General features: G+C 30.9%; 27 protein-coding genes and 1 pseudogene. 8 read left to right on the top strand and 20 right to left on the bottom strand.

All coding sequences use genetic code 11. The annotated features are described in order from the left end of the window. The first annotated feature begins 4 nt into the window (after window positions 1-4). From napG to AAH949_RS05665, 5 genes are read left to right on the top strand one after another with little or no spacing between them, the layout of a single operon-like run. A complete protein-coding gene (gene napG, locus AAH949_RS05685) occupies window positions 5-745 on the top strand; it encodes a ferredoxin-type protein NapG (RefSeq protein WP_134238907.1) in 741 nt (246 codons plus the stop codon). Further along, a complete protein-coding gene (gene napH / locus AAH949_RS05680; protein ID WP_348518192.1) occupies window positions 745-1,530 on the top strand; it encodes a quinol dehydrogenase ferredoxin subunit NapH in 786 nt (261 codons plus the stop codon). Before napG ends, napH begins: the two co-directional genes overlap by 1 nt. Next, window positions 1,527-2,042 carry a nitrate reductase cytochrome c-type subunit gene (locus AAH949_RS05675; RefSeq protein WP_348518191.1) on the top strand — a complete coding sequence of 172 codons (516 nt, stop codon included), beginning with the start codon at window positions 1,527-1,529 and terminating at the stop codon, window positions 2,040-2,042. Before napH ends, AAH949_RS05675 begins: the two co-directional genes overlap by 4 nt. After that, window positions 2,043-2,957, top strand: a complete 915-nt coding sequence (locus AAH949_RS05670; protein ID WP_134238910.1) for a WD40 repeat domain-containing protein — start codon at window positions 2,043-2,045, stop codon at window positions 2,955-2,957. Then, window positions 2,954-3,277 (top strand): chaperone NapD, encoded by a 324-nt coding sequence (locus AAH949_RS05665; RefSeq protein ID WP_134238911.1) that lies wholly within the window; start codon window positions 2,954-2,956, stop codon window positions 3,275-3,277. Before AAH949_RS05670 ends, AAH949_RS05665 begins: the two co-directional genes overlap by 4 nt. A 60-nt stretch (window positions 3,278-3,337) precedes the next feature. On the opposite strand, the gene AAH949_RS05660 is transcribed toward AAH949_RS05665, so the two are convergent. The 5 genes from AAH949_RS05660 to AAH949_RS05640 all read right to left on the bottom strand — a co-directional run bounded on the left by AAH949_RS05660 (window position 3,338) and on the right by AAH949_RS05640 (window position 7,988). Further along, entirely contained in the window at window positions 3,338-3,505 is a 168-nt protein-coding gene (locus tag AAH949_RS05660; protein WP_348518190.1) for a hypothetical protein, read from the bottom strand. Next, complete coding sequence (locus AAH949_RS05655; protein WP_348518189.1) at window positions 3,492-4,757, bottom strand: BspA family leucine-rich repeat surface protein; 1,266 nt, start codon at window positions 4,755-4,757, stop codon at window positions 3,492-3,494. The genes AAH949_RS05660 and AAH949_RS05655 overlap by 14 nt, the downstream gene beginning before the upstream one ends. Before the next feature lie 12 nt (window positions 4,758-4,769). Continuing rightward, window positions 4,770-5,936 carry a molybdopterin molybdotransferase MoeA gene (locus AAH949_RS05650; protein WP_348518188.1) on the bottom strand — a complete coding sequence of 389 codons (1,167 nt, stop codon included), beginning with the start codon at window positions 5,934-5,936 and terminating at the stop codon, window positions 4,770-4,772. A 336-nt stretch (window positions 5,937-6,272) separates the two neighbouring features. Continuing rightward, window positions 6,273-7,529, bottom strand: a complete 1,257-nt coding sequence (murA, locus tag AAH949_RS05645) for a UDP-N-acetylglucosamine 1-carboxyvinyltransferase (protein WP_348518187.1) — start codon at window positions 7,527-7,529, stop codon at window positions 6,273-6,275. Between the two features lie 57 nt (window positions 7,530-7,586). After that, the gene (locus AAH949_RS05640; protein ID WP_134238916.1) at window positions 7,587-7,988 is read right to left on the bottom strand and encodes a hypothetical protein; all 402 of its coding nucleotides are present in this window, start codon (window positions 7,986-7,988) and stop codon (window positions 7,587-7,589) included. A gap of 98 nt (window positions 7,989-8,086) precedes the next feature. On the opposite strand from AAH949_RS05640, the gene AAH949_RS05635 reads away from it, so the two are divergent. Then, the gene (locus AAH949_RS05635; RefSeq protein WP_348518186.1) at window positions 8,087-8,950 is read left to right on the top strand and encodes a DMT family transporter; all 864 of its coding nucleotides are present in this window, start codon (window positions 8,087-8,089) and stop codon (window positions 8,948-8,950) included. 382 nt (window positions 8,951-9,332) lie between these two features. Here AAH949_RS05635 and AAH949_RS05630 read toward each other — a convergent pair whose 3' ends face one another. Genes AAH949_RS05630 through cysE form a run of 3 tightly spaced genes read right to left on the bottom strand, consistent with a single transcriptional unit; the run spans window position 9,333 to window position 12,305 of the window. Continuing rightward, the gene (locus AAH949_RS05630) at window positions 9,333-9,911 is read right to left on the bottom strand and encodes an aminodeoxychorismate/anthranilate synthase component II (protein ID WP_134238918.1); all 579 of its coding nucleotides are present in this window, start codon (window positions 9,909-9,911) and stop codon (window positions 9,333-9,335) included. Then, the gene (locus tag AAH949_RS05625) at window positions 9,908-11,674 is read right to left on the bottom strand and encodes a bifunctional anthranilate synthase component I family protein/aminotransferase class IV (protein ID WP_348518185.1); all 1,767 of its coding nucleotides are present in this window, start codon (window positions 11,672-11,674) and stop codon (window positions 9,908-9,910) included. Before AAH949_RS05625 ends, AAH949_RS05630 begins: the two co-directional genes overlap by 4 nt. After that, entirely contained in the window at window positions 11,667-12,305 is a 639-nt protein-coding gene (gene cysE / locus AAH949_RS05620) for a serine O-acetyltransferase (RefSeq protein WP_348518184.1), read from the bottom strand. Before cysE ends, AAH949_RS05625 begins: the two co-directional genes overlap by 8 nt. Before the next feature lie 134 nt (window positions 12,306-12,439). Here cysE and AAH949_RS05615 point away from each other — a divergent pair, with 134 nt between their 5' ends. After that, entirely contained in the window at window positions 12,440-12,814 is a 375-nt protein-coding gene (locus AAH949_RS05615) for a hypothetical protein (protein WP_348518183.1), read from the top strand. A 190-nt stretch (window positions 12,815-13,004) separates the two neighbouring features. Continuing rightward, complete coding sequence (locus AAH949_RS05610; RefSeq protein WP_348518182.1) at window positions 13,005-13,313, top strand: hypothetical protein; 309 nt, start codon at window positions 13,005-13,007, stop codon at window positions 13,311-13,313. Between the two features lie 37 nt (window positions 13,314-13,350). On the opposite strand, the gene speA is transcribed toward AAH949_RS05610, so the two are convergent. From speA to AAH949_RS05550, 12 genes and pseudogenes are all read right to left on the bottom strand, one after another. Continuing rightward, window positions 13,351-15,195, bottom strand: a complete 1,845-nt coding sequence (gene speA, locus AAH949_RS05605; protein ID WP_134238923.1) for a biosynthetic arginine decarboxylase — start codon at window positions 15,193-15,195, stop codon at window positions 13,351-13,353. Then, entirely contained in the window at window positions 15,192-16,418 is a 1,227-nt protein-coding gene (hisS, locus tag AAH949_RS05600) for a histidine--tRNA ligase (protein WP_348518181.1), read from the bottom strand. The genes speA and hisS overlap by 4 nt, the downstream gene beginning before the upstream one ends. Next, window positions 16,415-16,993 (bottom strand): dTMP kinase, encoded by a 579-nt coding sequence (tmk, locus tag AAH949_RS05595; protein WP_348518180.1) that lies wholly within the window; start codon window positions 16,991-16,993, stop codon window positions 16,415-16,417. Before tmk ends, hisS begins: the two co-directional genes overlap by 4 nt. Further along, entirely contained in the window at window positions 16,984-17,460 is a 477-nt protein-coding gene (gene coaD / locus AAH949_RS05590) for a pantetheine-phosphate adenylyltransferase (RefSeq protein ID WP_134238926.1), read from the bottom strand. The genes tmk and coaD overlap by 10 nt, the downstream gene beginning before the upstream one ends. Window positions 17,461-17,501: 41 nt before the next feature. After that, entirely contained in the window at window positions 17,502-18,065 is a 564-nt protein-coding gene (locus tag AAH949_RS05585; protein ID WP_348518179.1) for a UbiX family flavin prenyltransferase, read from the bottom strand. Next, entirely contained in the window at window positions 18,062-18,721 is a 660-nt protein-coding gene (gene flgA, locus AAH949_RS05580) for a flagellar basal body P-ring formation chaperone FlgA (protein ID WP_348518178.1), read from the bottom strand. Before flgA ends, AAH949_RS05585 begins: the two co-directional genes overlap by 4 nt. A 76-nt stretch (window positions 18,722-18,797) precedes the next feature. Then, complete coding sequence (locus AAH949_RS05575; RefSeq protein WP_348518177.1) at window positions 18,798-19,565, bottom strand: MetQ/NlpA family ABC transporter substrate-binding protein; 768 nt, start codon at window positions 19,563-19,565, stop codon at window positions 18,798-18,800. A 9-nt stretch (window positions 19,566-19,574) separates the two neighbouring features. Continuing rightward, window positions 19,575-20,345 (bottom strand): MetQ/NlpA family ABC transporter substrate-binding protein, encoded by a 771-nt coding sequence (locus tag AAH949_RS05570; protein ID WP_134238930.1) that lies wholly within the window; start codon window positions 20,343-20,345, stop codon window positions 19,575-19,577. A gap of 229 nt (window positions 20,346-20,574) precedes the next feature. Next, window positions 20,575-21,189 (bottom strand): annotated as a pseudogene (locus AAH949_RS05565) (methionine ABC transporter permease); the annotation flags it as partial. A 17-nt stretch (window positions 21,190-21,206) separates the two neighbouring features. Beyond that, window positions 21,207-22,214 (bottom strand): methionine ABC transporter ATP-binding protein, encoded by a 1,008-nt coding sequence (locus tag AAH949_RS05560; RefSeq protein ID WP_134238932.1) that lies wholly within the window; start codon window positions 22,212-22,214, stop codon window positions 21,207-21,209. Window positions 22,215-22,216: 2 nt separating this feature from the next. After that, complete coding sequence (locus AAH949_RS05555; protein ID WP_348518176.1) at window positions 22,217-24,829, bottom strand: valine--tRNA ligase; 2,613 nt, start codon at window positions 24,827-24,829, stop codon at window positions 22,217-22,219. Between the two features lie 71 nt (window positions 24,830-24,900). Continuing rightward, complete coding sequence (locus tag AAH949_RS05550) at window positions 24,901-25,956, bottom strand: hypothetical protein (protein WP_348518175.1); 1,056 nt, start codon at window positions 25,954-25,956, stop codon at window positions 24,901-24,903. Window positions 25,957-25,985 lie beyond the last annotated feature (29 nt).

The following is a 25,985-nucleotide window of genomic DNA, read 5'->3' as shown; positions in this document are numbered from 1 at the left end:
ATTAATGAAAGATAGAAGAGAATTTTTTGCTAGTGCTTTTAAAGGTTTGTGTCTTTGCACAGCGGGTGGATTTTTGGCAAATTTGGCTTTAAAGGCTGATGATGATTATACTTTGCGTCCACCTGGAGCAGAAGATGAGGTAAGATTTTTAAGCAAGTGTATTCGTTGCGGGCTTTGTGTAAAAGCATGTCCTTATGATACTTTAAAACTCGCTACTCTGTTAGATAGTGCTAAAAATGGCACACCTTTTTTTAAGCCAAGAGCTATTCCATGCTATCTTTGCGAGGATATACCTTGTATAAAAGAATGCCCAACCGATGCTTTAGATAAAAAGCATTTAGAGCAAGGCATAGAATCTTTGAAAATGGGCATTGCTATTGTTGATAGTGCAAGTTGCGTGGCACATTGGGGAATTCAGTGCGATGCTTGTTATAGAGCTTGCCCTTTGATAGATAGAGCTTTAAAACTTGAACTTAAACATAATGAACGCACTGCTAAGCATGCTTTTTTACTTCCTGTAGTAGATCATGAAGTTTGCGTAGGTTGTGGGCTTTGTGAGCTAGCTTGCATTACTCAAAAACCCGCTATTCATGTTTTGCCACGCGAGTATGTGTTAGGCAAAGCAGGTTCGCATTATGTAAAGGGCTGGGATAAAGAAGATGAGAAACGCTTAAAAGATGCGGATTCTTCTAAGCATTTTGATAGCAAAAAAGCGACAAATTATTTAAATGATGGAGAAATTTAATGAAATATTTAATCGCTAGACGCATTGTTCAGCTTGGAATTTTAGCCCTTTTTTCTTTTAGCGCGACAAAATTTATTTTAAAAGGAGATTTAAGCTCATCTAAGTTTTTTGATAGCGTGCCTTTAAGCGATCCTTTTGCAGTGTTGCAAATTTTTTTAGCAAGTTTTAGTATAGATTTAATGGCGTTAACGGGTGCTTTGCTTGTTTTAATTCTTTATGGAATTTTTTTAGGTCGTGCTTTTTGTGCTTGGGTTTGTCCTGTGAATTTAATTGCCGATTTCGCTGCCTTTTTTCGTTTGAAAATGGGTTTTAAAAATAGCAAATTTTTAATTTTAAGTAAAAATTTGCGTTATTATGTTTTAGCTTTAGTTTTAATCCTTTCTTTTGTGCTTTCTTTACCTGTATTTGAGAGTTTTTCTTATATAGGTGTAGTGCATAGAGGGATTATTTTTGGCACTACTTCTTGGATTTTTGTGGCTTTTATACTTTTTTGTATTGATACATTTTTAAGTCCTAGAGCAATTTGCTCGCATATTTGTCCGCTTGGAGCTTTTTATGCCTTAATCTCTCGTTATGCTTTATTAAAAATTAAACATAATCATCAAAATTGCACCAAATGTTATAAATGCATTGGAATTTGTCCTGAAAAACAAGTTCTTTGGATGATAGCTAAAGAAAGTGCGAGTGTGAATTCTGGTGAGTGTATAAAATGCGGGCGTTGTATAGAAGTGTGTGATGATAATGCTTTAAATTTTAATATATTTGATTTAAGGAGCAAAAAATGAAAAAAAGATTGGTTTTATTTATGAGTGTTATAGCTTTGTTGTTGGCAGCTTGTGCCACAAATGGCGGAATTTCAAACCTCGGTGGTTTTAGAAATATGAGCTTAGAGTCAGAAAATATAAATTTGGCAGATATTAACTATAGTGGAACTATGGCGGGAGAATCTGTTTTAATAGAAAGATCTTTTGAAAATGCACCACCTTTGATTTCTCACAGTATTGAAGATATGTTGCCTATTACAAAAGATAATAATACTTGTCTTAGTTGCCATGATAAAGCAATAGCTGCAGATGTCTTAGCAACTGCTGTACCTGCAACACATTATTATGATTATCGTCTTAATAAAGATATGGGCGATACTATTAGCGAAGCTAGATTTAATTGCACGCAGTGTCATGTTCCTCAAAGCAATGCTAAGCCTTTGGTAGGAAATAGTTTCAAGCCTGAATTTAAGAATCAAGAACTAAAAAATCGTTCTAATTTAATTGATGTAATGAATGAGGGTGTAGAATAAATGAAAAAATTACTCTTCATTTTAATCTTTTTGTGTGTTTATGGTTTTTCTTATGAATTAAAAATAAAATCAAATATAACAGCATTAAAGGTTAGTGAAGAGCTTTTGTATATTGGTACAGATAGGGGTGAAATTTTAAGATATAATATTAAAAGTAAGATTTTAGATGAAATTTTAACCTTAGCTGATATTCAAAATTATTATGAAAAAAATATAAAGCCTTCAATTTATAGTATCGATGTTTTAGATAATAAAATATTATTGGTAAGCGAAGGGGATTTTGGTTCTAAGAATATTTGGATTTTTAGAGATAAAAATTTAGATAAAAAACTTAGTTTTAATGGAGTTAAGGAAGTATTTTTTATTAATGAAGATGAAATTTTACTTACTTTTCTTGGAGCAAATATTAAGCAGATTAAACTTTCGAATTTACAAGAAAGAAATTATAATTTTTCCTATTCTAGCTTAAATGATGCAAGTATAGATAAAAATAAAAAAACTTTGGTATTAGGTTTTGAAAGTGGAGTGATTGAAATTTTTGATTTACAAAAATGGGAAGTGATAAAAAAAATCAATAAAATTCACAAGGATAATATTTACCAAGTAGACTATAAAAATGGAAATATTATAAGTTGTGCTACAGATCGCAGGGTAGGTATAGTTATAAAAAATGAGGAAAAATTTATAGAAAATAATTTTCTTATTTATGCATGTGCGCTCAGTTCTAATGGAGAATTTGGAGCTTTTAGTAATAATGCAACAAATTTTACTCAAATTATAAAAACCAAAGATTTAACTCAGCAAATTCAAATAAGCAATGAGGATTTAATGGTTGAATATATCATATTTTTAAATGAGCATGATATATTAATCTCTGGTTATGGAAATAAAATAATTTTTCGGAGTTTTAAATGAATCTTTCTAGTGTTTTATTGCGCATAAAACAAGAACATCAATCAGAAATATTACAAAGCATTCAAAAAATTAAATATTGTAGTGTTGAAATATGTGATCAAGATAAAATTATAGTTGTCATAGAGAGTGAAAGTCTAGATGATGAATTAAAGGCCTATAGGCAGCTTGAACAGTTACCAAAGATTATTAGTATTAATATGATTTTTTCTTATCAGGATTTAGATGATATAAAAATAAATGATAATGAAAATATTAAGCTTAATGATGAAAATCAAGCTGAAAATATAACATATTATGGCGATATTTATCGAAAATATTAATTGCTGTAGTTTTTATTATCGAAGATGGGGAATTACAATAATTAAATAACTTTTTAGAAATTAGTCGTATTTTTCAAAAGATGAGCTTCTCCAAGCTCTAGTGTCTTTATAAAAGCCGTTTGAAAAAGTAAAACGAATGATTTCTTCATCATCTTTGTTTAAATACTCCGCTCTTACTCCTTTTAAATTCACCCTTTCATCATCATAAAAAAGATCAGGACAAATCACGCTTTGTCCTACATGGACTAGTTTTGCAACTTCCTTGCAAGTACCATAAATTTTTATAATATCTCAAAGAAAAAGGTATGGCTTCTTTTAGATAAACTTTATCTAAAAAAACTTCTTGATAATTCCTATAAACTCCTTTAGTTCTATCAATTTCAAAAAACCATTTAGGTGGCTTTGTGGCTAGTTTTGAATTCATAAAAATTTCATCTACCTTAGTGTCTTTAGCTATTTTCCAAGAAGAAAGATTTTGATTAAAATTTTTAGCATCGACAAACATTTGTTCTGCTTTTTCTATCTTAGATACATCCCATTTTTTTAAAGTTTGATTGAAATTTGAAGCATTTTTAAACATATGAGACATATTTTTAGCACCGCTTACATCCCAATCATTTAAAGGTTTATTAAAAGATATGGCGTTTTTAAAAGTGCTATTGAAATTTTCTGCCTTACTTACATTCCATTTATTTAAGTTTTGATTGAATTTTTTAGCACCGGCAAAAGTGTAGTTTAAGTCTTTAACATTGCTTGTATCCCAAGAATTAATATTTTGATTAAAACTTGAAGCACCTGCAAAGGCAAAGGAAGTGTCAGTGAGATTTTTAGTATTCCAAGTGTTTAATTTTTGATTAAAAATTTTATTATGATAAAAAATGCCTTCCATGCTCTCAACCTTGCTAACATCCCATTTATCTAAGGGTTGATTGAAAGTTATCGCCTCTAAAAACATAGCATTCATATTTTTAACCTTACTTACATCCCAATCGTTGATATTTTGATTAAAATTTTTAGCCCCATAAAACATTCGCTCCATAGTTTTTGCACTACTTGTGTCCCAAGAGCTAATATTTTGATCAAAATTTTCAAGAAAAGCAAAAGTGCCTTTGAAATTTTCTACCCCAGATACATCCCATTTTTCTATACCATTAAAATAATCATTTTCTACTTTTATTCTAGGATAATAATGGATATACTGCGCTTCCAATTCTTCTGCAAAAACTTCTGCAAATAAATCACTCATATCAGTAATTTTAGAAGTATTGATATCGCCTAAATATAAACCCTTGTTTTCTTTTAAAAGCAAGATAAGCTCTTCTTTATTTTGCGGGGTAAGATTAATACTTTTGCTTGAATTTTGTTCTAGCTTTGTGGCGTTTTGTTCTAAATTTGTAGTATTTTGTTCTAAATTTTTTGCGTCGCTTTTGCAAGCATTTAAAAACAATAAACACAAAATCAAACTTATGATTTTTACCATCACTTTGCTTTTTTAAAGCTTTAAAATCGTGATTTTTTCATCTTTTTTAAATTCTGTTCTTTCTTCTTCACTGATGAGTAAAAATTCACTATTTATCAAAGGTAGTATCATTCCTGAGCCGTATTTGCCATCATTAAAAGGATAGAAAACTTCATTTTCTAAATTTCCTAAGATGAGGTTATTTCTTCCGCTTTTTACTTTCAAATCACTTCCCATAAGAGCATGAATTTTTAAAGGATTTTCTAAATTTCCGCTCAATAAATTAATAATTTTTTTAGTAAAAATAAAGGCTGAAAGATAAGCCGCCATAGGATTTCCTGGTAGAATAAGCACTAAGTTTTTATCTTTTTGATAAAGTTTAGTTGGTCTTGCAGGCCGCGCTTTTAAACCTTTAAAAAGCGGAGTAAAACCTAGTTCATCTAAAGCTTTTTCCATAAAATCAGCTTCCCCTACACTCGCACCGCCTGAAGTGATTAAAAGATCAAAATTGGTATTTTTTAAGGCTTCTTTTGTGGTGCTAAAGTCATCTTTGATGATGCCAAGATAGCTTGTATCGCAAGTTTTAAGCATAGCAAGCAAAGGCAAAGCATTGGCATTGTAAATGCTTTCTTCATCGCAATCACGCCAAGGCTCTTTTAGTTCATCTCCACTTGAAAAAATCCCCACGCGAATTTTCCTTATAACTTGAATTTTATAAAGCCCTTGGGAAGAAAGTAGAGCGATATGCCTAGCATTTAGCCTTGTGCCTTTTTTAAGCAAAAGTTCATCTTTTTTTAGTTCTTCGCCCTTGTATCTATAAGCATTGTGCTTTTTTGGTGGTTTTTTAATGATGAGTTTGCTATTTTCAATGCATTCATCTTCTATCATTAAAATCGTATCAGCATTTTTGGGTATTTTTGCCCCAGTCATAATCTTAAAACACTCGTTTTTATTTATCTCGTAAGTGTTTTTATCTCCTGCAAAAATAGTACCTTTTATCTTTAAAGCTTCATTTAAATCCTCATAATTAAAAGCATAGCCATCAAGAGCAGCATTATCAAAGCTGGGTAAATTTTTTCTAGCGTAAAGATCTTTGGCTAAAATTCTTCCTTTAGCTTTTTCAAGGCTTATTAGCTCATATTCTTCAAAAGATGAAATTTGACTTTCTAAGTCTTTTAAGGTTTGAAAAATGTTTTTCATAATAAAGCCTTTTTTGTGTTTTTAGATAATGGTATTTTACAATAAAACATAATGAAATAATTCTAAGTCTTCAAACCCTGCTATAATGAAGACTTTTTGTTTTAAGGACAAACTAAGCAGGGTTTTTTTAAAATTATAATCGAAAAATTAAAAATTAGTTTGTTCTTATCTTAGTTTTTTACGACTAAGATAAGGATGATTAAAGTGATCATAAAAACAATAACTTCATTCATCTCAACCTCCTTTCAAACTTTAATTTTAAAGTCTTCAAGCAAGGTTATCCTTAAAACGAAAAGATTATATATAAAAATATTTTAGAAAAGCATTAAGTTAAGATTATTCTTCAAGCCTTGTGATTTTTGCACCCAGCTTTTTAAATTTTTCTTCTAAATTTTCATACCCTCTATCAAGATGATAAATTCTATGCACAAAGCTTGTGCCTTTGGCTGCAAGTGCTGCTAAGATTAAAGCTGAAGAAGCACGCAAATCCGTAGCCATCACATCAGCGGCATTTAACTCTTTGCCACCTACAATAGTTGCAATGTGCCCATTTAGCTTAATATCTGCTCCCATTCTTAAAAGCTCACTTACATGCATAAAGCGATTTTCAAAAAGCCTTTCATCGATGATACTTGTGCCATTTGCCATCAAAGCTAGTGCCATAAATTGCGCTTGCATATCGGTTGGAAAACCTGGATATTCGCTTGTTAGAATTTCAACTGGCTTTATTTCTTTTGCAGAAGGCAAGGTGATACTATCGTTATCCACTAGGGTTTCAAAGCCCATTTGATGAAGTTTCGCCAAAACCGCTCCTAAATGTTCAGCATTAGCTTTTTTTAGCGTGATTTGTGAATTTGTAATGGCTCCAGCACACAGATAAGTCCCAGCTTCTATTCTATCAGGAATTACGCTAAATTCTTTAAATTCTAAAAGTTCTTTATCGGTGCCATAAATTTCAAGTTCATCAGTGCCTATACCTTTTATATCAAGCCCTGCGCTTGCTAAAACTTCGCAAAGTTGCACGACTTCAGGCTCTTTTGCGACATTTAAAAGTTTGGTTTTTCCTTTAGCTAAGGCTGCTGCCATGATGATATTTTCACTACCAGTAACTGTGATTTTATCAAATAAAATTTCAGCTCCCCTTAAAGCACCACTTGCTACGACATAGCCTTGTTTTATTTCTATATTTGCACCCATTTTTTCTAAAGCGCTTAAATGCAAATCAATAGGTCTTTGTCCTATGGCGCAACCCCCAGGCAAGGACACTTCACATTTTTCAAAACGCGCAAGCAAAGGTCCTAAGGTAAGGATAGAAGCACGCATTTTTCGCACTATATCATAAATGGCTGTGGTTTTGTTAAGTGTGGTAGTGTCTAAAAATGCAGTATTTTTTTCAAATTTAGTTTTTGCACCCAAATTTTCAAGCAAAGAAATAAGAGTTTTGATATCTGCGACATTTGGGACATTATTAATTTTAACTTCATTTTTGGCAAGTATACTAGAAGCGATTAAGGGCAGGGCGGCGTTTTTTGCTCCACTTATAATCACCTCGCCTTGAAGTTTTTGTTCTCCTTTTATTTCCAAATAAGTCATAAATACTTTTCCTTTTTTTACAAATCAAGGCTTAATTATAATAAAAAAAATCAAATATCACGCCAATGCCTTTTGTTGCGCGCTTAATATTTGCATAATTTGTCCTTGTATAGTAGCTACTTGGGCATTTAAAGTAACTATTTGATCTTGCAAAGCCATTTTTGTTTCATCATCAGCATTTTGCATTTTGTTATTTAATTGAGAGATTTTTTGCATAATTTCATTTAATTTTTTGATTAATTCTTCTAATTTAGCGTTTGAATTCTTGCTTTCTTGCTGTATTGTGGTGTTTTTTTGTAATTTTTCAATACCTGTTTTTAAAAATTCCTTAGCTTCTTTAGAAAAATCAACCAAAACATCAGAATTGCTACTCGGTAAATTATTTTGAGTTTGATTTCCTTTTTTAAACTTTTGTTCTTTGTAATCCTTATTGTAAATTTCATTAAAATTAATTTCCATAAAAATTCCTTTTTTATTTTCAGCACAATCGACATTTAAGTCAAAAAATAAATACTTTACATTATAATGCCAAGAATTTGCTGCTAAGGTGTTTTCTAATGGGCGTATTTTTGGTTTTACTTGGTGGAATTTTTTGGGCTATAAGCGGAGTTTTGGCTGAATATTTGTTTAAAAACGATTATGCAGTTGAGTGGGTAAGTTTTTATAGATTATTATTTACTGGAATTTTACTTTTAATTATAAGTTTAAGACGCAAGAATTTTGTACTTTTTAAAAGCAAAAATGAACTTTTATCTCTTTTGATTTTTGCATTTTTTGGGCTTTTGATGACTCAATATGGTTATTTTAAAGGTATTTTTTATACTGATGCGGGTACAGCTACGATGATACAATACTCAGCTCCTATTATCATTATGCTTTTTGTGTGTTTTAGGGATAAAAAATTTCCAAAATACTCTGAAATTGTAGCTTTAATTTTAATTGTTTTAGGTATATTCTTACTTGCAAGTGGTGGCGATGTGGCAAATTTAAATCTTAATTTTTGGGGTGTTTTTTGGTCGATTATAGGAGCTTTTGGTGTGGCATTTTACTCACTAAGTGCAAGGAAAATTATCGCAAAATACGGACTTTTCTTTGTTATGGGAATGGCTTCTTTGTTTGCTTCTTTTGTGCTTTTAAGTATTTTGGAAACAAAAGGCGGACTCGTACATTATGATTTTTCACTCAAAGCCTTTTTAGCAATGAGTGGTATTGTGCTAATTGGCACGATTGGGGCATTTTGTCTTTATTTAAAAGGTGTTGAATTAATTGGAGCAATGAGAGCGAGCATGATAGCTTGTATCGAACCTGTAGCAGCAGCTTTTATGAGCTTTTTATTTTTAGGGACAAGATATGCTTTTTTGGAACTTTTTGCTTTTGCTTTAATTATCATAAGCATTATTTTAAATGCAAAAAAGAATTAAAATATTTACCAAAGCCTATAAAAATGAGCTTTGTAATTTTAGTAAAAGAATTCAAATCATTTTTTTAACATCAAATACTAAAAAAAGGAACAAATAAAGCTCTATAATTTTGCAAGAGTTTGCTTAAGTTTAAAAAGATTTTAAAATGCTTGCAAACTCTGAAAAATTATATTTTACCCGTCATATTGAATACAGCTAAACACCTCTATTTCTTTTCGTCATTCTATGGTACAACTCGGAGATTTTCCACACTCTTGTTATTCTAAGTGAAGTAAAAGGAAAAGAAGAATCACATCATATTGATTTTAATTTGGGTAAATTTTTGAAAATAAAACAACAAAATTGCGGAAAAATTAAAAAATAATAAACAAAATCTATTTAATTAATTTTCCATGAAATTTTTAAGCAATTTTTTGCCATTTTGGCTTAAAATCGCTTCAGGATGAAATTGTACTCCATAAATTTCATATTTTTTATGTTTGATAGCCATGATAATATTTTCATCGTTTAAGGCTAGAATTTCACAATTTTTTGGCATTTTACTAATGTGCAAAGAATGATATAAACAAATTTTACTTTTATCTTTTATGCCTTTAAAAAGCGAAGTTTTTTTGGCATTTTTGTTTAGATGGAGTCTTGAAATTTTACCATGCATAGGGTAGGGCATTTTAGAAATTTTTCCGCCAAAAACCTCACCTATACACTGATGGCCTAAACAAATTCCCAGTATTTTTTTATCTTTTTTAAAGTATTTAATGGCTTTTAAGCTTAGTTTTGATTCGCTAGGAGAATTTGGACCTGGAGAGATGATTAAGTGTGAAAAGTTAAATTTAGCTAAATCTTTTGCTTTTTTAAATTCATCATTTTTAATCACTTTGCATTTAAAGCCAAGTTCTTTAAGGTAAAAGATTATGGTGTAGCTAAAAGAGTCGTAATTGTCTATAAAAAGGATTTTTTTCATTTTAGCTTTACCTTTTTTAATCCACGCACAGAATTAATACAATAAATTTCATCAGCATTTATTAAATCCTCTTTAAAAAGTGTTTTTTCTTTGACTAAATTTAAATCCAATAAAAACTGCCTATAAATTCCATTTAAAAGTCCGCTTTGCAAAGTAGGGGTGTAAAAAATATCATCTTTTTTTATGATGATATTACTTCTTGAGCCTTCGCATAATTCATCTTTTTGGTTAAAAAAAGCTATGTCAAAGCATTGATTTTCTTTCCATAAAAAAGATTTTTCGTCATAAATTTTTCTTAACGAAGTTTTATGATATAAAAAATCACTGCAAGAGTTTAATTTTTCATCACTTAAAAGAAGCAAATCGCTAGTTTGTTCTGTGAGCGAGGTAGTCGAAATTTTAAAATCTCCACTTTTTTCTAAGATGATTTTTATCAAGGCTTTTTTTGGAGCATTTAGTTTAAATTTGTAAAACAAGCTGTGTTTTTCATCAAAAAGTTTTTGATTTAATTTTTCAAGGCTTAAGTTTTTAAATTCATCAAAATTAGTGTTTTTATTTAAGATGCTTTCAAATTTATGATTTAATTTTTCTGTGTTAAATCCAAGCTTAAAAGCAGAGTTTAAAAGTCTTTGAAGATGTTCTTTAAAAAACAAAATAAAACCATTTTTATAATACATCGTTTCAAAAAGATAAAAATCCTTTGGCATTAAAAAGCTAGCCTTTAGCTTTAACTCTTCAAATTCTTCATTTAGTTTAGAATCCCACACCAAGCCACTTCCAACGCTGTATTTATAAACTTTTTCTTTTTCTATGGTGCGAATGGCTACACTAAATTTACTCTTTTTTTTATGCACGAGTCCTATGGCACCACAATAAATCCCTCTTTGTCTTTTTTCTAAATCTTTTATGAGTTTTATACTTTCAATCTTTGGGGCGCCTGTGATAGAACCGCTTGGAAATAGGGCTTTAAAGATTTTATAATAAGTTGTATTTTTTTTGAGTTTGCCTTTTATAGTGGAAGTCATTTGGTGTAAAGTAGGGTGGCTTTGGATCTTAAAAAGCCTTGTTTTCATACTTTCTTTTTTGATGAGTTTTGAAAGATCGTTTCGTAAAAGATCGGCTATCATTACATTTTCGCTTAAATTTTTGCTGTCATTTTTTAAAAAAAGTTTGTTTTCTTCATCTTTTTTAGGATTTTCATCTCTTTTGACAGTACCTTTCATAGGCTTTGTGATGATATTTCTTTTGCTTGTTTTGAAAAATAATTCCGGTGAAAAGGAGAGAATTTCTTTTTTCTCATCTTTAATAAAAGCTTTAAATTCGGTATCTTGTCTTTTTGATAAAAGATTAAACAAAGAAAAACCATCAAGTTTGCTTTCAAAATCAAAACTTTGAGTAAGGTTAATCTGATAACTTTGCCCCTTAGCAATAGCTTTTTTTACTAGAGCGAAATTCTTTTCATACTCTTTAAAATCTAAGTTGCTTTTAAAAGAAGGTAAAAAACTTTCATCGTCTATTTCTAAAGGTTTAAAAGGCTTTCTTTTTCTATAAACAAAAAATTTCAAATATTCTTCTTTGCTTTTGTAATTTTTATCTTCTAAATACTCGTAAAATTCATAATCAATCACGCAAATAAAAAAGAATTTGTGCTTGTATTTTTGTAAAATTTTAAAGCATTTTTTGCTTTCTTTTTGATTTTTTGCTTTTAAGATGCATTTTAAATCATAATAAATTTGATTATCAAAAATAGCAAAATTACGCATTGTGTTTTAATTCTAAAATCAAATTTTCAAGCTCTGCGATTTTCTTTTCAAATTTTTCTAGCCTATCTTCACAAAGCGCATCAATAGCACGAGATTTTTGGGGTTTTTTGATTTCTTCCACAATACGCGCAGGAATTCCAACTGCGGTTAAATTCGCGCCGACATCTTTTACCACTACGGCGTTTGAGCCTATTTTTGCGTATTCTCCTATGGTGATATTTCCAAGCACTTTTGCACCTGAGCCTATAATAACACCTTTTTTGATGGTAGGGTGGCGCTTGATGCCTTTTTCAAGACTTGTCCCACCTAAGGTTACGCCTTGATAAATGAGCACATCATCTTCTATAATGGTGGTTTGTCCTATAACAACACCGTTTGCATGATCGATAAATACGCGCCTTCCAAGACTTGCTTCGGGGTGTAAATCAACTCCGGTTAAAAACTGTGAAATTCCGCTGATAATCCTTGCTAGGCGTTTGAAATTTTTTTGATAAAAAAAGTGCGCAAAACGGTAATTTACCACTGCCCAAACGCCTGGATAATTAAAAAAAAGCTCTATGAAAGAATTATACGCCGGATCTTGAATTTTAGGTTGCGAAAAGTCTTCTTTGATGATACTAAAAAGGTTCATTTTTTTCCTTGTGGTTGGTTTGCAAAAAGTTTAATTTTATCAAAAATTTCTATAAATTTATTATTTAAGCATTTTTTAATAGAGGGGGGGGGATATGATTTTATCTTTATTTAAATTTTGTTTGAAAGGAAAAAATGAAAAAAATGGGTTTTAAATTTGTGGGGGCTTTAGCTTTGGCTGCGTTTTTGGGTGGTTGCGGAGAAAAGATAGAAGCTCCGACAGTGGAATTATTTACTATTTTTTACCAAAATGGATCTGGTGCAGCAAAAACAAATATAATGGTTCAATCTAAAGATAATAATACTATTGTAGAAGATGTTATTATTAATCAAGGAAATTGCGGTTTATATAAGTATGATTATGTTATAGGTGAAGAATATAAACAACTGGTAAAGGACTACTATGAAAAGCATAAAGTAAAATATGCTTTTGATTCTTATGAAATAGATGATAAAATTCATTATTTGCAACTAAATCTTACAGGTGCTAACAATTATTTAGAATTATAAAGTTATAATTAAGGAAAAAAGAGGAGATATAAAAGAAATAAGTCAAAACATACAAGATGTTTTATTTTCTGTTGAAGGTTATAGCAAAGATGAAGTTATAAAAAAAGTTGAGACGCAAAAAGATAAACTAATACAAAAAGCTAAAAAAGAAATAAAAGAAGATTTAAATCGACCTTGGTATAGTAGTCGTTTGAAGAAAGATGTAATCAGTTTTGAGGGTAGTGAAAATAATAAAATAAAAAAAGAGGGTTATTTTTTGGTCAAGAATTTTTTTCCAGTTTTTAGCAATAATGAAAAGGAAGTTTTGGAAGAATTTAATAAAATGAGTAAAAAAGATAGAACATTATTTCACAAAAAGGATAGAGCTGATGCTTTAAATAAAGTCATTCCTTTTGGAGAGAAAAGAAAATTTTCTTCAAATTGTTCATTGCAACAAATTTTAAGAATAGATCTTGTAACTGATGGTGGAACTTTCACTTATGAATTTAATCAATACTAAGCTTAAAAGCGGTTTTTAAAACCGCTTAAATTAAATTTCAACTCTCTTTCCCATCAATGCTTTTTAGATAACCATTATCATTTAAGAAAAGATAAAGTTCGCCCAAAATGTGTTTTTTCTGCTTTTCATTGACTAAATTTGAGTTTGAAATTCTTTCATTTAAAATGTCCATAATCGCGTGTATATCATAGTCTAAATCCTCTAAAGTATCAAGTATGGACTGAGCTTCAATGATGCTTTCAATCTCATAACCTTTATCATTAATGCTAATAATGGCTTCAGTAGGATGGGTGAAAAGATTATGCTTCATTCCAAGCACTTCTTGATAAGCGCCCACTAAGAAAAAGCCTAGAAAATAATTTTCTTTTTCCACATCAACATCATGCAAAAACAAAGGATTGTCCTTAGAATACGAAATTTCGCCATCGCTATCACAGGTAATATCCCAAATGCTTGCGCTTCTAGTCGGCTCTTCATCAAGGCGATCAAGCGGCATAATAGGAAAGTTTTGCTCCAAGCCCCAAAAATCTGGCATACTTTGAAAAAGCGAAAAATTAACCAAATACCTTTCTTGCACTTCATCTTGTATGGCAAGTAAATCCGCAGGGTTTTGCTTGTCGCCTAAAAGCAAAATGGCTTTTTTTGTGATTAAATGCGTTAGAATTTCAGCATTAGAGCGATCCTCTAAATCCACATAGCCCAAATCAAAAAGGGTTAAAATGCTTTCTAAATGATCGATGCTATCGTGGAGATATTCTAGGGCATTTGAAGGCTTGATACTTTTATAAAGATCGTAAAGCTCATCGATAAGTTTTGGATTTTGCTTTTTGAGTATGAGTTTGCTTTCGGTGTATTCTTGGGAGAAAAGTTCCAAAACAGGAGCGATTAAAACCGCGTGATTTGCCGCTACAAAACGCCCACTTTCTATAAAAATATCAGGTTCAAGATCTTTTTTTTGTTCGGCGATATTTTTTAGGATAAAAACCACATCATTAGCGTATTCTCTTAAAGTGTAATTTCTGCTTTTTTCGTTTTTAAATTGCGAGTATTCCACAGCTAAACCGCCACCAAGATTAATAGCTTTTAGATTTTTTGCACCCATTTTTCTAAGCTCAGTGTAGATATTTCCAGCTTCATTTAAGGCTTTTTTTAGTGGATGAATTTCAGTAATTTGCGAGCCTAGATGAAAATGTATCATGGTGAATTGTTCTAAGAGTTTATTGGCTTTTAATAAATTTACAGCCTCGATGAGTTCAGTTGAAGTTAATCCAAATTTGGAGTTTATCCCGCCACTTTTAGCCCAAATTCCAACCCCTGCAGAGTGAAGACGCACGCGAAGTCCAATATTTGGCTTAGGCTTAAATCGTTCTTTGGCAATGTCGATAATGGCTTCAAGTTCGTTAAGCCCTTCTATGGTTAAAGTGATATTGTGTCCCATTTCAGCAGCGATAAAGCCTATATTGATGAGTTCTCTATCTTTAAAGCCATTTACGGTGATTGGGGCGTTTTGGTTATTATAAGCCATAGCGAGTAAAAGTTCTGCTTTACTTCCTGCTTCAAGGCCGTAGTTGTAGTCTTTTCCAAGACGCACGAGATTTTTTACAAAACCAGGATATTGATTGACTTTTAAAGGATAAACGGCGTTAAAATTGCCTTTGTAGTCAAATTCTTTTCGTGCTTTGTTAAAGCTGCCGTAGATGCTTTCGATTTGCTTTTGGATAAGATGAGGAAACCTTAAAAGCAAAGGTCCTTTATAGCCATCATCTCGTAATTCTTTAACTATATCGATGATGGCAGGTTTTTTTTCGTAATTAATACAAACTTTGCCATTTTTAATAATAAAATTTTCATTTCCCCAAATATCAATGCCGTAATTCATCATAAATTTTGCTCCAAATCTGAAATTTTAATGATTTTTTCGTTTTTATTTTCTAAATTTTTATAAAACAAGCTTTGGCTTTGTGCTTCATTTTCACCCATACAAAGAAAAATTTCAGCACCTATTTTATCGGCGTTTTCTAAGTGTTTAGCAAGCTTTTTAGCTTCGTAATTTAAAATCACTTTGTGTTTTTTTCTCAAACTCGTAGCGATTTTTAAAAGTCTGTCAATGTAAGTTTCATCTAAAGCGCAAAGATAAATTCCTTCTCTTTTATCACATTCTTCTTTTTGCTCTAAAATAGCCATTATCCTTTCTATACCCATAGCAAAACCAACACCAAAACCACTTTTTCCACCTAAATACTCTATAAGCCTATCATACCTTCCACCCCCAGCAATAGCAGCCTTTGCACCAATTTCATCGCTAATAAATTCAAAAGCCGTTTTAGAGTAATAATCAAGCCCACGCACCAGCTTAGAATCCACTTCAAATTCCACTTCATTTTCTTTCAAAATGCTTTGTAAAATTTCAAAATCTTTTTGGCAAGATGGACATAAATTTTGCTCTAAAAGTGGAGCGTTTTGCAGTAAGTTTTGGCAGTGTTCGTTTTTGCAATCTAAAATGCGGATAGGATTTAAGCCTTTTCTGCGCAGGCAATCTTCGCAAAATCCACTTTGTGCATCTAAAAATTTGACTAAATTTTCGTGGTATTTTGGCATACATTCTATGCAACCTAAAGAGTTAATGACAAGTTTAAATTTAATTTCAAGACGAGTGAAAATTTCCACAAGCATTAAGATAATACTTGCATCTTCATAAACACTTGCATTTCCAAAACTTTCAACGCCGAATTGATGGAATTCTCTCAAACGCCCTTTTTGTGGTCTTTCATAGCGAAACATCGAGCCATGATAAAACCAACGCTTTGGTGTATTGCTTTTATCTAGTTTTTTTTCTATATAAGCTCGCACAACCCCAGCTGTGCCTTCAGGACGCATACAAACTTGATTTTCGCCCTTATCAATAAATTCATACATTTCTTTACCCACTATATCAGAGCTTTCACCCACGCTTCTTTTAAAAAGCGCACTTTGCTCTAAATGTGGAACATTGATAAAAGTAAAACCATAGTTTTTAGCCACTTCTTCGCAAGTCTTAATCACTTTTTCATAGCGTTTTGCTTCTTTATCGAGTAAATCTTTCATTCCTTTTAAGGCATTTATCATAGTAAAAATTCCTTTATTTTTTGATGTAAATTTTCTTTTGTGTTTCTTGCATTTAAGGTTAAAAATTCAAAATCAATTTTTTCTTTTAAAAAATTTAGAATGTTTTCAAGCTTATCTTGCACACTTAAAAAATAATGAATCCCGCGTTTTTCTATGCTATCTTGTTCTTTTTGTTTTAAGCGTTCTTCGATTAAATCTTTATCACCTTTTAAAAAAATGACTTTTTGCGGAAAAAAATCATCCAAAGCAAAGGCATTTAGATTAAAAAGTAAATTATTTTCAAAGTCTTTCGCATAAGCCATACCTGAAATAAAGCTCCTATCGCTGATGATGAGTTTGTTTTTATTAGACTTTATCACTTCTTCATAGTGTTGTGCACGATCGGCTAAAAAAAGCAAGAGTTCAGCTTTTTTACTTAACTCAAATTTGTTATAAAGCAAAAGTTCTCTTAAGTGGCCTCCTAACTCCGTTCCGCCTGGTTCTCGCGTAAAAATTGCTTGGGGATAAATTTGTTTTAAAAGTGAGATCTGGGTACTTTTTCCTATACAGTCAATTCCTTCAAATGCTACATACAAGGCAAATCCTTTAAAAAGGGTAAAATTTCTTTTGGTACTAAGGAGCTCACATCACCACCATGACTTGCAATCGATCTTACAATGGAGCTTGAAATAAAGGCATTTTTTAAATTTGGCATTAAATAAATGGTTTCAAATTCGCTCCATAAAGCATTATTTGCATAGCCAATTTGCAATTCGTATTCAAAATCGCTTACCGCTCTAAGTCCGCGTACTATGGTATTTACTTTAAGTTCTTTTGCAAGATCGACAAGTAAGGTTTCAAAAGTGATAATTTCTATATTTTTTAAATTAGCGGTTGCTAAACTTGCTAAATTTTTGCGTTGTTCTAAATCAAAACAAGGTTTTTTATGTTCGCTTTTTGCTATGGCTACGATTACCTTATCGAAAATTTTTAATGCTCTTTTAATCACATCTAAATGTCCATTGGTAATAGGATCAAAAGTCCCTGGATACAAACAAGTCATTTTTACTCCAAAAAAATTTTTAAAAATATAACAAATTCAAGCTAAAATTTTTGCCATTTTTGATACAAATCGTGTTTAATTTCTAAAAGATCGAGCCATTTTCCTACAATGAAATTTTGCATTTGTTCTAAATTTTTTGCATTCGAATAGCTTGCTATTATGGGTGGTGCTATAATTACCCCCATTTGACTAAGTTTTGTCATTTGTTCTAAATTTAGGGTTGAAAAAGGCATTTCGCGAACGCCTAAAATAAGTTTTTTTCTTTCCTTTAAAGCTACAGCTGCCGCACGCATTAAAAGCGTGTCAGCAAATCCTGCGTGAATTTTAGCAAGGCTTGAGATGGAACAAGGAGCTATGAGGGTTTGTTCTATGCCAAAAGATCCACTTGCTACACTTGTGCTTAAATTTTCATCATTTAAAAAATGAGTATTTTGAAATTTTTCTTGACAAATTTTTTCTAAATTTTGCTTATTTTCGGCTTCAAAGCTTATTTTTGCACCCTTTGTAATGATACAATAAAGCTCGCATTTTTTTTCTAAAATTTCTAAAAGTTTTAAACCTAAATCAACGCTACTTGAACCCGAAATTCCTAGTAAAATTTTCATTGTATTTCTACCTTATTTTTATCAATAACAATGCCTTGCATAGTGCGTCCTTCTTTGTTTTTAAGTCTTATTTTTTTATTTAAGTTTCCATTTTCAAGCGCTGTTAATTCAACACTCATTCTTAAATCCCCCTCATTTAAAACACCGATAACAATATCATTTTTTTTGATCAAATAATTATCTCTAAACATATTTTTTTTTAAAATGGTATTTTTTTTAATATTAGTTTTAGCAATGAGATTAAGATTGTCATCTTTACTTAGTGCATTAAGAGGAATTTTATCAAAATCTAAAAGTGTAATTTTATATAATGAAACATCTAGCAAATCGCCTTTTTTTATATCTTTGTTTGATTTTATGATTTCTAGGCGAGCTTTGATGAAATACTTAAAAAAAATATTTTTTGAAAATTGCTCCGGAGTTTTAAATTCTACTCTTAAAAAGCCTTGTGCTTTGTTAAATTTAGCATTTGATAGTCTTAAAAAGCGATAATCATTAAAATCTTTTGGCAAAGAATTATTATAAAGATCGATTTGTTCGATGATAATGCTTGGGAATTTGTTTTTATACTCTTTAATCAAAGCAAGTTTTACTTCATCTAAATTTGAAGCAAGGAGCAAAAAGGGTATAAAAAGCAAAAGCACAATTTTTTTCAAGCAACTACCTTTTCATCGTTTTTTACAATCATACAAAAAATTTAATAAATTCTTGCCAAAATGACAAGAATTTACATTATATAGCAAGGATAAGTATATCTTTGTAAGCTTTTAAAATATGATCTTTAAATTCTTTAGAGTGTATTACTTCATTGATGATTTTAGTTTTTTCACTATTTTTTTGGCTTTCATGCACCACAATATGATTGACAAAAGGCGAATCTTTACTCTCTAAAAATAAAGCATCTTTTGGCATTAGATTTGCACCTAGGGCATAATTTGAATTAATCACGGCAAAATCAACATCTCCTAAAGCCCTTGGAAGTTGTGCGGCTTTTAACTCTTTAAATTGGATATTTTTAGGATTTTGCGTGATATCTAAAGGCGTTGCATTGGCTTTTTTGCTAAGTGTGATGAGCCCTGCTTGCTCTAAAAGCTCTAAAGCTCTGCCTTCATTGGTTGGATCATTTGGAATAGCAATGATGGCATTTTGCGGCACTTGTTTTAAATCTGTATATTTTTTAGAATATACACCCATAGGAGGCAAGACAACAGGAGTGCTAGCAACTAATTTTGTGCCTTTATTGGCATTAAATTCTTCCATAAAAGCTTTGTGTTGATATAAGTTTGCATCCAATTCCCCTTCGTTTAAGGCCAAATTTGGAGTGATATAATCTGAAAATTCAACGATTTTTAACTCATAACCCCTTGCTTTAAACAAGGGTTTGCTAAATTCTAAAATCTGCGCATAAGGAACCGGAGTGGCTCCTATGGTTATGATTTTATCATCAGCTTTAAGGCTAAGAGTGAGTAAAAATAATAAAGCAATTTTAATCCATTTCATTTTTAAACCTTAAAACGCAGGAATAACTGCTCCGTTGTATTTTTCTTCGATGAATTTTCTTATTTTTTCACTATTTAAAGCCTTGCTTAGTGCTTTGATTTTTGCACTGTCTTTGTTTTCTGGCTTAGCAACAAGGATATTGACATAAGGACTGTCTTTTGATTCTATAAAAATAGAGTCTTTAACAGGATTTAAACCTGCGGCTAAAGCGTAATTTGAGTTAATCACTGCTATATCAGTAGAGTTAAGAACTCTTGGAAGTTGTGCGGCTTTTAACTCTTGGAATTTAAGATTTTTTGGATTGCTTGTGATATCAAGCGGGGTTTTTAAAGGCTTATTAGTAAAACTTACAAGTTTTGAACTAGCTATGATATCTAAAGCTCTGCTTTCATTGGTAGGATCATTTGGTACAGCGATTAACGCTCCTTCCTTTAAGTCATTTAAATTTTTATATTTTTTAGAATAAACCGCCATAGGCTCGATATGCACCTTTGCAACACTAATTAATTTCGTGCCTTTATTGGCATTAAATTCATCTAAATAAGGTTGATGCTGGAAGAAATTCGCATCTAATTCACCATTATCTGTGCTTAAATTTGGCAAAACATAGTCGTTGAATTCTTTGATTTCCAACTCATAACCCTCTTTAGCAAGTAGATCTTTGGTTTGTTCTAAAATTTCAGCATGAGGAACTGGAGTAGCTCCAACTATGATTTTTTCAGCTGCAAATAAGCTTGTGCTTAAAACTAAAGCCGCAGTGAGTGTTTTTAAGATATTCATTGTATTTTCCTTTCAAATAGTCATTTTTGTGCTTGCTTTACTCTAAAATCGCTCTGACTATTTAAATAGAAATTTAAGATAGTCAGATACTAACGCATCTGAGACATCATGATATACCTTTCATTAAATTAAAATTAAAGATTTAAAATGCTACAAAAAAATATCTTAATTATAAATTAAATTAAGATATTTTTACACTGAATTATTTTTTGCTTATTTTATATAAAGCATTGCCGCTCATTTGGACAAATTGTACGAGTAAAATCAAAACCACGCTAGTTTGTATCATAATATCTGTTCTAAATCTTTCATAACCATAGCGAATCGCAACATCACCAAGTCCACCTCCACCAACAGTTCCAGCCATAGCAGAAAAACCAATGATGACAATAAGAGTTAAAGTAAGTCCATTAATCATACTTGGTAAAGCCTCGGTAAAAATGACTTTAAAGATGATTTGTAAATTACTTGCTCCATAAGACTTTGCCGCTTCGATAATGCCTTTATCGACTTCTTTAAAAGAATTTTCGAGCATTTTAGCTAAATAGGGTGCAATACCTATGGTTAGAGGCACTATCATAGCACTTGTTCCTATGCTTGTGCCAGCGATGATTTGTGTTAGAGGCATTAAAATGATGATTAAAATGATAAAAGGAAAAGAACGCAAGATATTGACAAAAAAATCTAAAATATTATAAGCACTTTTATTCTCACACAATCCTTCTTTATCCCAAATGGCAAGTAAAATTCCAGGAATAATGGCAAATAAAAACCCCAAAAAAGTCGAAACAAGACTCATATATAAAGTTTCCCAAAGTGCAGGTATGATGATATTTTCGAAATTATAAATTAAATTTTGCATCAAACAATCTCCCATAATACGCCACTTTTTTCTATGTAGGCTAAAACTTTTTCTTTATCTTTGGCATCTATATTAATGACTAAATTTCCCAAAGCAATGCCGTTTAATTTTTCTATTTTACCCCAAACAATGTTAAAATCGATATCCAAGGTTCTTGCCATATGAGTAATTACACTATTTTGTGCTACTTCTTTTGGAAAATATAGTTTGATATTTAGTCCATGATCTGGCAAAAAGTCACTTTCTCCTAAAAATTCTTTCATTTTTTCATTAGGCTTTAAAAATAATTCATCAATTGCACCATTTCCTATGATTTTGCCTTGTTCTAATAAAAGTGCTTTAGAAGCAATGTCTTTAACTACTTCCATTTCATGGGTAACCAAAACAACGGTTATTCCGAATTCAGCATTGATTTTTGCAATGAGTTCTAAGATATTTTTTGTTGTATTAGGATCAAGGGCTGAAGTGGCTTCATCGCTAAGTAGAATTTTTGGATTTAATGCTAATGCTCTAGCAATAGCAACGCGTTGTTTTTGTCCCCCACTCAGTTCAGCTGGATAAGCCTTGCTTTTATGAGAAAGTCCTACGATATTTAAAAGCTCATTCACCCTTTTAGCAATATCATTTTGGCTCATATAATCTTTTTTGAAAAGTTGCGAATAAACCTTACTTTGAGTGTAGTGAGTTTTTAAAGGCATTGCGACATTTTCAAAAACACTTTTTCTATTCATGAGTGCGAAATTTTGAAAAATCATTCCTATGTCTTTTCTTAGTATTCTAAGTTCTTTGGGCTTTTTTTGCCTGAGTTCTTTAATCTCTTTATCAAGCACCTTTAAACTGCCTTCTTGATAATCTTCAAGCCCGTTGATACACCTTAAAAGAGTGGATTTTCCAGCACCACTATGTCCTACTATGGCATAAATTTCGCCTTTTTGAATTTGTAAAGAAACATCATTGATAACAAGTTCTTTGCCATAATATTTTTTTAAATTTGCAATCTTTATCACTTTTATGCTCCTAAATTTGAAAGCTCTTCGCAAATTTTATCTAATTGTGTTTTGATATTTAAAAGCTGATTTTTGTTTTGTTCTACCACTTCACTTGGCGCATTTGCGACAAATTTTTCATTACTTAACATAGAATTTAATTTATTAAATTCTTTTTCTAGTTTTGTTTTTTGATTGTTTAATCTTGCTAAAACTGCACTTAAATCCAAGTCTTGTGTAGGGATAAATACTTCTAAATTTTCGCTTACATCGCGGATTGATTTTTCTAATTTTTCTTGTATGAATTCTACATTTTCACATTTGGCTAGGGTTTGTATGAAATTAATATGAGTTTTTAGCTCGCTTTCTAAATTTATATCGTTAAGCTTGATGCAAGCCTTTTGAATTTTTGAATTTCCTAGATCCACTAAGCTTTTTGCACGACGCAAAGAAACTATACTTTCTATGATGATACTAAATAATTTTTCGATTTTTTCATCTCTAAAATTAAATTTAGGATATCGTGAAATCATAATGGACTCATGAGTTTGTAAAGAAGTTTTGCTAAGCTCATGATATAAATACTCGCTTATAAAAGGCATAAAAGGATTTAAAAGTTTTAAAGCTTCTTTAAATATACTTCCAAGTTCTTTTATGCTTGATTTTTCTGCTTTACTAAGTTCTATACCCCAATCGCAAAATTCATCCCAAAAAAATCTATAAAGCGTGTTCGCAGCATCATTAAAACGATAATTGTCTAAATTTTCTCTTGTTTCTTTTACACAAAGTTCAAAACGAGAATATATGTATTTTGCTAGATTTGATTTGATTTCTATGTTTTGCAAATCTTCAAATTTTTCCTCATTTAAAAGTAAAAATTTACTTGCATTATAAAGCTTGTTGGTGAAATTTCTAACTTGTAATAATTTATCGTTGCTTAATTTTATATCTCTACCTTGGATAGCTAAAAGCGCAAGAGTAAAACGCAAAATATCTGCGCTGTATTCTTCGACGCTTTGAGTAGGATCTATCACATTTCCTAAGCTTTTGCTCATTTTTCTACCTTGTTCATCTTTTACAAGGGCGTGTAAATAAATATCTTTAAAAGGTAATTCATTTAAGGCATTAGTGCTTTGAAACATCATTCTAGCAACCCAAAAGAATAAAATATCAAAACCGGTTATCAATAAAGAATTTGGATAGAAATTTTTTAAATCATCTTCATTCCAAAGTTTTTCTTTGCCCCAGTCTTTATTGCCCCAACCTAAAGTACTCATAGCCCAAAGACCTGAAGAAAACCAAGTATCAAGCACATCAGGATCTTGTTTGAAATTTTTGCTTTGACATTTTGGACATTGACTTGGATTTTCTTCGCTTGCCCATTCGTTGCCGCATTCGCAGTAATATACAGGTATTTGATGACCCCACCAAAGTTGTCTTGAAATACACCAATCTTTTAAATCTCTCATCCAAGCATTAAAGCTATTTATCCAGTGAGCTGGGTAAAACTTGCTTCCGCCAAGATTTACCTTTTCTATGCTTTCTTTTGCAATTTCGCTTTTAACAAACCATTGTTTGGAGATATAAGGCTCTACGACATTTTTGCAACGATAGCAATATCCTATTTGATTGGTATAATCTTCTATCTTTTCTACAAAGCCAAGCTCATTTAATTTAGAAATGATTTTTTCTCTTGCTTCTAATCTTTCTAAACCTTCAAATTCTAAGCAGTGATGATTTAAAATACCTTTTTCATCAAAGACAGTGATAAATTCAAGCCCATGTCTTAAGCCTACTTCGTAGTCGTTTGTATCATGTGCAGGGGTTACCTTAACAAAGCCTGTTCCAAATTCCATATCTACATGCTCATCGGCTATGATTTTGATTTTTCTTTCTACTAGGGGTAAAATTACTTCTTTGCCTATTAGATGCTTATATCTTTCATCGTTTGGATTTACCATTACCGCGGTATCTCCAAAATAAGTTTCAGGTCTTGTTGTGGCTACTACTACATAGTCTTTTTTGTTTTCTAAAAAATATTTTAGATGATAAAGCTTGCCTTGATTTTCTTTGTGTTCAACTTCTATATCGCTTAAAGCTCCATCATGTGTGCACCAATTAATCATATAATTATCACGCACTATAAGTTTTTTATCATAAAGATCAACAAATGCTTTTTTTACGGCATTTACAAGTCCTTCATCCATAGTAAAACGCAAACGACTCCAAGCTGGAGTTATGCCTAAAATTCTCATTTGTTTTACTATGGTACCACCGCTTTGTTCTTTCCATTCCCAAACTTTTTTTATAAAATTTTCTCTTCCAAGTTCTTCTTTTTTTATACCTTGGGCTAGGAGTTGTTTTTCTACTACATTTTGAGTAGCAATTCCTGCATGATCTAGTCCTGGTTGATAAAGGGTTTTGTAGCCATCCATTCTTTTATAACGCGTAGTAATATCTTGTAGGGTGCAAGTAAGTGCATGCCCTATGTGTAATACTCCTGTGACATTAGGAGGTGGCATCATAATACAAAAATATTTATCTTTTTCTTGAATTTTTTTATTACCATCTATTTCAAAATATCCACGATCTTCGCATATTTTATAGTATTCTTTTTCTAAATTTTTATCATACATAATTTTGCCTTGAAAATAAAATGGCATAAGCTTAGCTAAATTTTGCTAAAGAAGTATTTAAAAAGTTAAGATTAAAAACTGATCTCAACTTTTCGGTATTGATATCTTTGTTCTTCTGAATTTCTAGCATTTTTAGGATAATTTTCTTTTCCAAAAGATACAATCTCTATCTCTTCACTAAAATTTAAGAAAAAATGAGCTAAATATGTACCCCTTTTTAAACCCAGCATATAGTTTGCAAAATCGCTACCTTTTCCATCAGAATAGGCTTTGATTTTTACAAGTTTAATTAGGGAGTTATTTTTATAATTTTCAATAAAATCTATTAAAGAATTTTTATTGCTAAAATTATCTATTTCATTGGCTTGATAATGGAAGTTAATCGATTTTTTGGTGAGATTGATATAATCTTGGGGATTTTTATTTTTTTTATTTTTCAGACTTAAATTTTGCAATTTTAAAGACATGTTATTATTATCAAATAGAGTAATGAGAATTTTAATCTTTGCATCTTTAATGTTTTCATATAAAGGTTTAAACATATCTTTTAGAAGCTCTAGGCGATAATCACTTAATTCTTCGCCATTTTTAATATAAATTTGAAAGTTTTTATTGCTAAGTTCTTTAACAAGGTGATCTTTTTTGTTTTTTGATGCACTTTGTTTTGCTTTGGTGTTTTCTTTAGTTTCTTTTTTGTTTTTTGTTGTTTGAGGTTTTGTTTTTTGTGACTCACTTTCTTTTGGGATTAAAATCGTAGGTGGCATATCACTGATAAAATGCTCTTGTGGAATTTGTGGATTTTCAAGTATATCTTCATCGTGTGCGTTGGCAATTTGACTTCTTTGTTTTTCTTTGCTTTCAAAAATGTTTTGAGTGCTTGTTTGTAAAGTATTGTTTAGTTCTAATGGAGTATTTGTAAGGTTTTGTTCTTCTTTTTCAAAATTTTGACTTTTTTCATCCATGCTGATATTCTCATCATCTAAAGGTAAATTGTATTCTACTACATTCACTTCGCTATTGTTTTCATAAAAACGATCTAAATTTAAGAATAAATAGCAAAGAAAAGCTCCGCAAAATCCAGAAACTATCATCAAAAACAATACAATAATAAAGCTTTTTGCTGACATAAACAATCCTTAAACAAAAAATAATTTTT

This window comes from Campylobacter sp. CCS1377, from assembly GCF_040008265.1.
Classification (GTDB): Bacteria; Campylobacterota; Campylobacteria; order Campylobacterales; family Campylobacteraceae; genus Campylobacter_D.
This window is presented reverse-complemented; position numbering and strand designations above follow the sequence as displayed.

Excerpts from the sequence above, each read along its gene's own strand:
- napG (WP_134238907.1), top strand. The coding sequence starts at position 5 with ATGAAAGATAGAAGAGAATTTTTTGCTAGTGCTTTTAAAGGTTTGTGT.
- napH (WP_348518192.1), top strand. The coding sequence starts at position 745 with ATGAAATATTTAATCGCTAGACGCATTGTTCAGCTTGGAATTTTAGCC.
- AAH949_RS05675 (WP_348518191.1), top strand. The coding sequence starts at position 1,527 with ATGAAAAAAAGATTGGTTTTATTTATGAGTGTTATAGCTTTGTTGTTG.
- AAH949_RS05670 (WP_134238910.1), top strand. The coding sequence starts at position 2,043 with ATGAAAAAATTACTCTTCATTTTAATCTTTTTGTGTGTTTATGGTTTT.
- AAH949_RS05665 (WP_134238911.1), top strand. The coding sequence starts at position 2,954 with ATGAATCTTTCTAGTGTTTTATTGCGCATAAAACAAGAACATCAATCA.
- AAH949_RS05655 (WP_348518189.1), bottom strand. The coding sequence starts at position 4,757 with ATGGTAAAAATCATAAGTTTGATTTTGTGTTTATTGTTTTTAAATGCT.
- AAH949_RS05650 (WP_348518188.1), bottom strand. The coding sequence starts at position 5,936 with ATGAAAAACATTTTTCAAACCTTAAAAGACTTAGAAAGTCAAATTTCA.
- murA (WP_348518187.1), bottom strand. The coding sequence starts at position 7,529 with ATGACTTATTTGGAAATAAAAGGAGAACAAAAACTTCAAGGCGAGGTG.
- AAH949_RS05640 (WP_134238916.1), bottom strand. The coding sequence starts at position 7,988 with ATGGAAATTAATTTTAATGAAATTTACAATAAGGATTACAAAGAACAA.
- AAH949_RS05635 (WP_348518186.1), top strand. The coding sequence starts at position 8,087 with ATGGGCGTATTTTTGGTTTTACTTGGTGGAATTTTTTGGGCTATAAGC.
- AAH949_RS05630 (WP_134238918.1), bottom strand. The coding sequence starts at position 9,911 with ATGAAAAAAATCCTTTTTATAGACAATTACGACTCTTTTAGCTACACC.
- AAH949_RS05625 (WP_348518185.1), bottom strand. The coding sequence starts at position 11,674 with ATGCGTAATTTTGCTATTTTTGATAATCAAATTTATTATGATTTAAAA.
- cysE (WP_348518184.1), bottom strand. The coding sequence starts at position 12,305 with ATGAACCTTTTTAGTATCATCAAAGAAGACTTTTCGCAACCTAAAATT.
- AAH949_RS05615 (WP_348518183.1), top strand. The coding sequence starts at position 12,440 with ATGAAAAAAATGGGTTTTAAATTTGTGGGGGCTTTAGCTTTGGCTGCG.
- speA (WP_134238923.1), bottom strand. The coding sequence starts at position 15,195 with ATGATGAATTACGGCATTGATATTTGGGGAAATGAAAATTTTATTATT.
- hisS (WP_348518181.1), bottom strand. The coding sequence starts at position 16,418 with ATGATAAATGCCTTAAAAGGAATGAAAGATTTACTCGATAAAGAAGCA.
- coaD (WP_134238926.1), bottom strand. The coding sequence starts at position 17,460 with ATGACTTGTTTGTATCCAGGGACTTTTGATCCTATTACCAATGGACAT.
- AAH949_RS05585 (WP_348518179.1), bottom strand. The coding sequence starts at position 18,065 with ATGAAAATTTTACTAGGAATTTCGGGTTCAAGTAGCGTTGATTTAGGT.
- AAH949_RS05575 (WP_348518177.1), bottom strand. The coding sequence starts at position 19,565 with ATGAAATGGATTAAAATTGCTTTATTATTTTTACTCACTCTTAGCCTT.
- AAH949_RS05570 (WP_134238930.1), bottom strand. The coding sequence starts at position 20,345 with ATGAATATCTTAAAAACACTCACTGCGGCTTTAGTTTTAAGCACAAGC.
- AAH949_RS05555 (WP_348518176.1), bottom strand. The coding sequence starts at position 24,829 with ATGTATGATAAAAATTTAGAAAAAGAATACTATAAAATATGCGAAGAT.
- AAH949_RS05550 (WP_348518175.1), bottom strand. The coding sequence starts at position 25,956 with ATGTCAGCAAAAAGCTTTATTATTGTATTGTTTTTGATGATAGTTTCT.